Genomic DNA, 5,623 nt, shown 5'->3' on the forward strand with positions numbered 1-5,623 from the left:
GAAACGAGTAGGCTGTTTCCATGTCTCACATTTTAGCATATATTTGGTAAATGCGCTAGTATTTAACGGTAAAGCCGTCGTTCTACGACGGGGTTTCAGACCCAAAATTTTCGATGATGAGTAGATTTGAGTAAGTTTAATAGAACGGCAAACTTTGATCAGGGATGACTGAATAGGCCGCAAGCTTGTTAGAGTATTGAGAGTAATTTTGAGCGAGCGATGATACTACAGCCTTTCCTTTCTTCCGCTTGGAGTTTTAACATTCCCCTGTTAGCCGCGGCAGCTACAGCCGAAACTGCCGATAGTGCCTTAGTTTTAGCCTGCGTGCTGCTGAGTTTGACCGTTATTTATTTCGCCTGTAAACTGGGGGGAGAAATATGCGTCCGATTGAACTTGCCCCCCGTGTTAGGAGAATTAGTCGGTGGCGTGATTATCGGGGTTTCTGCCCTAAAATTACTGGTTTTTCCAGAAGGAGGAGCGGGATTCGAGGATTCTCTCCTAATTCACTTCCTACAATCCACTTCCCCCCTCACCCCGGAGCAATCTCCCGCCGTTTTTAGTGCTGCCAGTGAGGTGATTTCCGTCCTCTCGGAATTGGGGGTAATTATCCTACTGTTCGAGATCGGTTTAGAGTCAGACTTGCAGGAATTAATTCGCGTCGGTCCGCAGGCAGCCGTCGTCGCAGTGGTGGGAGTTGCGGTTCCCTTTTTGGTGGGTACTTTGGGTTTAATCTATATCTTTCATCTGGCCACCATTCCCGCTATTTTTGCCGGGGCAGCTTTAACCGCTACCAGTATCGGCATTACCGCCAAGGTTTTAGCCGAAATAGGGCAGTTATCGGCCAAAGAAGGTCAAATTATCATCGGGGCAGCGGTTCTCGATGATATTCTCGGTATTATCATCCTCGCTGTCGTTGCTTCTTTGGTGAAGACCGGAGAAGTGCAGATTAGCAAAGTAATTTATCTAGTTATTAGTTCCAGCGCTTTTGTGGTGGGGGCGATCCTGATCGGTCGTTTTTTAAGCCCCTTTTACGTTCAATTAGTTAATAGCATGAAAACTAGAGGACAATTGCTCTTAGTTTCCCTGATTTTCGCCTTTATTCTTGCCTATATTGCCCAAGTTATCCAATTAGAAGCGATTCTCGGTTCCTTTGCCGCGGGCCTGGTCCTAGGGGAAACGGAAAAGCGATCGGAATTGGCAGAACAAGTGTTCCCGATCGCCGATTTATTTGTACCGATATTTTTCGTCTGTGTGGGGGCAAAAACCGATTTAAGTGTCCTTAATCCCGCTATTCCCACCAATCGAGAAGGATTAGTCTTGGCCGCTTTCCTAATTGTCGTCGCTATTTTTGGTAAAGTGGTGACGGGGTTAGCCGTTTTCAGTAAGGAAAAACTCAATCGCTTGGCGATCGGAGTTGGCATGATTCCCCGGGGTGAAGTGGGTTTAGTCTTTGCCGGAGTCGGGGCTGCTAGTGGCGCTTTATCCCCCGCTGCCGATGCGGCCATTATTATGATGGTGATCTTGACTACCTTTATCGCTCCGCCCCTGTTAAGGTTAGTATTTAAAGAACCTACCGCCAGCCCTCAATCAGTGAGCAGTGAGCAGTGAGCAGTTACCAGTGGCAGTGTATAAGTTACCAGTATTTAAGTGGCACTAACAGTGCCGTCTTTTCATCGATAACAAGGGCCGAATCTAAATCCTAATTTGTTAGGCTAAAAGCTTTGATGTACTTAGTTTCTAACCTTATTTTTAGGTAGGAGAATTGCCAGATTCTTTTTTGGAGCCTCTTGCCTCTTACCTTCAGAAGCTGATAACTGATGACTGATGACTGATAACTGATGACTGATAAGAAACATAGCAGACTGTTCCAACGTCCCATAAGCTTGTTTTTATTGATAGTCATTCTCAGAGCATTAACGGAGCTATGGATGGCCAAAAATCGACAAAATTGTCCATTTTTACCAAAAAAAGGTAATTGATAACTGAGCAACGGGAGCATCGAGCGTGAGATTTCATTGGTTATTCCTAAGCGCATTAACTTGGTTGCTGGTGGCGGCCCCTGCTTGGGCAGGCAAGCTCGTCTTTTGGCGATTCGACACCAATGAGAATCGTCTGGTCTTCACCACCGACAATCGAGTGCAACCGCGAGCGCAAATGATCACTAACCCCACCAGGATCGTGATCGATCTGCCCGGGATCAAGTTAGGGCAACCCAATATTAACCGGCCCATTGGCAATATCGTCAGAAGTGTCCGTATTGGTCAATTTGATGCGGAAACTACCCGTTTAGTGATTGAATTGGCCCCAGGCTACACCTTTGATCCTCAACAGGTAAAAATTCGCGGAATTTCGCCCACCCAATGGACAGTGGAATTGCCAGAACCCCAACCGATTAGGGAGGAAACGCAACCACCCGTCACCCCTGACCCCACACCTCCCCCCGATCGCGGTTCCACCCGTCCCACTCCCCCACCTCCAGTTAGCCAGACGGACAACAACGATGATTTTCAGGTCACTCGCAATGGTCTTTTTGTCCGTTTAGAGCAAAATGGTGATGAGCGATCGATCCGCAGTCAACGCAGCCGGGACGGCAAAAAAATCGAATTTGAATTACCCGGGGCCACTTTACCCAGTAGTCTCACCGGTCAAACTATCCCTGTCAATCGCTATGGGGTCGGTGATATTCAATTCAGTCAGACTGCCAATCAACGGGCAAAGATTTCCCTGAGCGTTAATAAGGATAGTCCCGATTGGCAAGCTCTCTATAGTCGTTTTGGTGGTTTGGTTTTACTGCCTAGGGGCGGTCTGGGTTCCGTGGATAATATCTCCTCACCTCCCCCGACTCAGGCCACCAATCCCACTCCCCGTCCCAATAATCCCCCGGCGAAAACTGCCAATAATCCCCCTTCTAGCAGTCGTTTGGCCACCATCTCCTCGATCGATCTGACGGGCAATAATGATCGCCTCTTAATTCGCGCGGATTTACCCCTGAAAGCTAACGGCACTGTTAACCGGGATGGTGTCTATGAACTACGCATCGAAAATGCTAAGTTAGCCGAGTCTTTCCGCGGTCCGCGCTTCGGTCGCCATAGTCCCATCTATCAATTGCGGGTACGTCAGGAAAGTGCCAATAAGGTGCTGATTTTGGTACAGACGGCCGCGGGTTTTCAACTGGGACAATTAACTCAAACGGGCAATCAAACCCTAGCCCTAGAATTGCTGTCATCTCCCAATTCTAACCCCGTTTCTCAGGTTCCTGACTCCACCACTATACCTGTCCCTTTACCCCCCAATACGGGGCAATTTAACCCACCTCCGCGCCCCTCTAACCCCACTCCTAATCCCCCCCGACAAGGCAATAGCCGCTTTCTAGTGGTGATCGATCCCGGCCACGGTGGTAAGGATCCGGGGGCGATCGGAATTGGTGGCCTTCAGGAAAAAAACGTAATTCTGCCCATTTCCCTAGAAGTTACCCGCATCCTGCAACAACAGGGCATCGATGTGCGTCTAACTAGAGATAGCGACTTTTTTGTCACCCTGCAAGGTCGCACGGATCTGGCTAACCAGATCGATGCCGATCTATTTGTCAGTATCCACGCTAACTCTATGGGGAAAGCACGACCGGATGTCAATGGCATAGAGGTTTATTACTTCGGTGATCGCCGTTTATCGGATACCATCCATCGCAATATTGTCCGCAGTGTCGATATGCGCGATCGGGGGGTGCGTCGGGCGCGTTTCTATGTGCTGAGAACCTCGAAAATGCCCTCTACCCTCGTGGAAGTGGGTTTCGTTACCGGCGCTGAGGATGCTGCTAAATTAGCCAATGCCAACTTTCAACGACAAATGGCGGCGGCGATCGCAAGGGGTATTATTGAATATATTCAACGAAATCTCCGTTAATGATTAAATGATTGGAGCATTAGTTTACCAATCAAAAAATCCGTGTTTTAATATCATCAAATAAAGCTACTTTAGATCAGCGTTTTCCTCGATATCTATGAGAGAATCACAACTTAGTCCGATTGGTGTGTTTGATAGTGGTGTGGGTGGACTGACCGTTTTAAGGGAGTTGTATCGACAACTGCCCCAAGAATCGATTCTCTATTTCGCTGATACCGCTAGACTTCCCTACGGAACCCGTTCTAAAGGGGAAATTATCGAATTTGTCCGGGAAATTCTCACTTGGATGAGCGAGCACCGGGTGAAAATGGTGATTATGGCCTGTAATACCAGTTCCGCCTTGGCTTTAGAAGAAGTACAGGCCGAATTTAAAGATTTACCAATTTTGGGGGTAATTTTACCCGGGGCAAAAACTGCCGTGCAAAAAGGAAAGCGCATTGGGGTGATTTCTACTCCCGCTACGGCTAAAAGTAATGCCTATAAACAAGCGATTCAAGAAATCGATCCTACTGCCCAAGTTTGGCAAATTCCCTGTCCTGAATTTGTCCCTTTGATCGAGGCTAACCGCATTTTTGACCCCTACACCACGCAGGTGGCTAGGGAATATCTTCAGCCTTTACTAGCAGAAAATATTGATACTCTGGTCTATGGTTGTACCCATTATCGCCATCTTTCCCCGGTTTTACGTCGTCTTTTACCTAGTTCCGTGCGGTTGGTAGATCCCGCCGCTTCCGTTGTCCGAGCGGCGGAAAAAGAACTAGAATTATTAGGTCTAAAAAATCCCGAAACACCCCTACCTACCAACTTCGCAGTTAGCGGTGATCCTGACACTTTTGCTCGTTTATCTCGTCAATGGCTCGGTTTTTCTCCCAGGGTAGAAAAGGTTTATCTGCAATGTCGGGTGAAGACCCTCGGTTTTACCGATGGGATGAAACAAAGGCCAGTATAGAACAGCGAACCACAGCTAAAAATAAGTGTCTAGTCTCAAGAGCGAAATCTCGAATGACTTCTGACATTGTTAATGGCATTCTAGTTGCGTATTCCGAAGTGCGCTTGCTCTTCTTTTAGGGTCATTAGCCTTGGCAGTGTTTTTTCCTTTAAAGGTCTTGAAGTACTCACGAAAAATAGCTACCATATAAGTAGGGTTTGCTGAATAAATCTAAAAACCTTGTTGGGTAAGACTTTTAGACTTTTTTTACCTCAAAAAGTGCCAACCCTTGGAGTGATCGGGGGTAAAATTCAGGCACTTTTTCCCTGAAAATTAGGTAATTGACCCCCTCAAAATCGGTAAAACCCTACACCCCACACCCCACACCCCACACCCTGTCACCACCGAAAAACTTTTTGCCGCAAACCCTAAGTATAGCGGCTAGGGTAAACAACCGCTTGAAAAACCCCTGTAGTCTAATCACTACGCTATCTGCACCTTGACAATCAAAGATATGGGGTTCTACCTAATGTTCTAGTTTCTACCTGTAGGTAGGGTTTGCGGCAAAAAGTTATTGAAAAGTACAGGTCTCTTAATCAATGATTTCACTTAGCTAAAAGCATAAGCTTTAGTTGTTGATTAATCTCTAAGTTATAACTTATTGTAATCATTAACCGAGAAAAAGTGCGGTTTTTCCATTTCAGACATAAAAAAGCCCAAAAAACCTGCCGAAGCAGGGTGGAAAGATTGATAACTAAAAAAGTAATAGCAATGGCTGTTTCCGATGTTGAG

Annotated in this window: 3 protein-coding genes and 1 pseudogene; 3 read left to right on the forward strand and 1 reads right to left on the reverse strand. The window is 46.8% G+C overall.

Annotated elements, in window-relative coordinates:
- Positions 1-219: 219 nt before the first annotated feature.
- The 3 genes from EWV84_RS06945 (at position 220) to murI (ending at position 4,852) form a co-directional block, all read left to right on the forward strand.
- Positions 220-1,608, forward strand: coding sequence for a cation:proton antiporter (locus EWV84_RS06945; protein ID WP_286826107.1), 1,389 nt, complete (start codon positions 220-222; stop codon positions 1,606-1,608).
- A gap of 396 nt (positions 1,609-2,004) precedes the next feature.
- Complete coding sequence (locus tag EWV84_RS06950) at positions 2,005-3,903, forward strand: N-acetylmuramoyl-L-alanine amidase (protein WP_287077400.1); 1,899 nt, start codon at positions 2,005-2,007, stop codon at positions 3,901-3,903.
- 97 nt (positions 3,904-4,000) lie between these two features.
- Positions 4,001-4,852: a glutamate racemase gene (murI, locus tag EWV84_RS06955; RefSeq protein ID WP_287077402.1), complete on the forward strand. Its 852-nt coding sequence runs from the start codon at positions 4,001-4,003 to the stop codon at positions 4,850-4,852.
- Positions 4,853-5,436: 584 nt separating this feature from the next.
- Here the strand turns inward: murI and EWV84_RS06960 are convergent.
- Positions 5,437-5,623, reverse strand: a pseudogene (locus EWV84_RS06960) (IS5/IS1182 family transposase); the annotation flags it as partial.

The organism is Microcystis sp. M_QC_C_20170808_M3Col (assembly GCF_007095505.1).
Taxonomy (GTDB): Bacteria; Cyanobacteriota; Cyanobacteriia; order Cyanobacteriales; family Microcystaceae; genus Microcystis.

Excerpts from the sequence above, each read along its gene's own strand:
- murI (WP_287077402.1), top strand. The coding sequence starts at position 4,001 with ATGAGAGAATCACAACTTAGTCCGATTGGTGTGTTTGATAGTGGTGTG.
- EWV84_RS06945 (WP_286826107.1), top strand. The coding sequence starts at position 220 with ATGATACTACAGCCTTTCCTTTCTTCCGCTTGGAGTTTTAACATTCCC.